The 1,289-nt window shown below is 32.0% G+C and carries 2 protein-coding genes; both read right to left on the bottom strand.

Annotated features, from left to right (window positions below; genetic code table 11):
• Positions 1–138: 138 nt before the first annotated feature.
• The gene (locus tag H4O20_RS13280; protein WP_185099582.1) at positions 139–681 is read right to left on the bottom strand and encodes a DinB family protein; all 543 of its coding nucleotides are present in this window, start codon (positions 679–681) and stop codon (positions 139–141) included.
• Between the two features lie 52 nt (positions 682–733).
• A complete protein-coding gene (locus H4O20_RS13285) occupies positions 734–1,168 on the bottom strand; it encodes a cyclic nucleotide-binding domain-containing protein (RefSeq protein WP_333907982.1) in 435 nt (144 codons plus the stop codon).
• Between the last annotated feature and the right edge of the window lie 121 nt (positions 1,169–1,289).

Raw genomic sequence — 1,289 nt, forward strand, 5'->3', positions numbered from 1 at the left:
AACGGTCGTGGTTATGAGCAGTTGGGGATTTCTTGCCCTAACTTTTCGGTTTAGCACTGACCTTTAATTTATATTTTAATTTTCGATTAAGCACCTAAACCCCAATTGCTTATAGCCGTTGTTGTGCGTAGGCTTTTTTCAACCCAATAGTTTATTCGCTTGTTCTAAATGCCTTTCATTATGATATATCACAACTCTAAACGTATCTCCAATTTTCAATTTAATCAAATTCGTGATGCTTATTGCAGTTTTGGTTTTGTTCAAATCTATTTCCCTCGATTTGTCCAAAAGGTTCAAGATTTGTTCTTGTTGTGAAATAAAACGTTCGATAGTTTTTTTGTCCAATTTACTGCCTATTGGATTTTTGTCCTTAAACGTTTTCATTTTGTTCAATTTCTCTTTTGGTAACATACTTTTCGCAAAATAATTACCTAAAATACCTGACCTAAAGTTTTCTTTAGGGTTTGTTCTTGATTTTTCAATCCGTTGCTTAATTTCTGGGATGTAAAAATCGCCATATAAATTCAAATGTTCAAAACATTCTAAAATGCTCCAACTGTCTTTTTCAGCTCTGCAATTCAGTTTTTCGTTTGAAAGTGAACTGAATTTTTCGGCTTGGTTGATGTTTATTCGAGTTCTTTCTATTAAGTCCTGTATTAATTTTTCTGATTTTATTGTCATAATTTTTTTGCTCAAAAATCGGTGTTATTTTTTGCAAAAACATTGATTTGGATTAAGACTTTTTTATTCTCGATAATGTTTCTGGTGTCATTCTCAAGTATGATGCGATATACTTGTTTGGAATTTCTTGAAACAGTTGCGGACTTCTCGCCAAAACTCTTTTATACCTTTCTAATGGTGAAGAAGTCAAAATATCTCGTTCTCTTTCCATTTGTTGAAATATTAAATTTCCGAGCATTATATGCCAAATTTTAGTATTCTCTTTTGAGCTTTCTACAAAGTCCATAAATGTTGTTTTTTTGATAACTTTCAATTCCGTTTTCTTGATTGCTTGAATATATAAATCTGACGGTTTTTCACTTATGAAAGAGTCCAAAGATGCAATGAAATTATTTTTGTAGCCGAACCGAATTATATTCTCCTCAAATTCCTCCAGCACGTAAATTCTCAAACTTCCGCTAACCACAAAATATAGATTTGTGTCAATACTGCCTTTGACTTATAAATATTCCTTTCGGCTTAATTCAAGTCGACTGTCCCACAAATTCTGCTGTTCAATTTTTTCTATAAAGTTTGTTATCGGGTTCATTTTTTAGCTTACGCACAAC

Origin of the sequence: Aequorivita sp. 609 (assembly GCF_014212065.1) — a bacterium.
Classification (GTDB): Bacteria; Bacteroidota; Bacteroidia; order Flavobacteriales; family Flavobacteriaceae; genus Aequorivita; species Aequorivita sinensis.

Bases quoted from the DNA above. Each gene is read 5' to 3' on its own strand.
- H4O20_RS13280 (WP_185099582.1), bottom strand. From the start codon at position 681: ATGACAATAAAATCAGAAAAATTAATACAGGACTTAATAGAAAGAACT.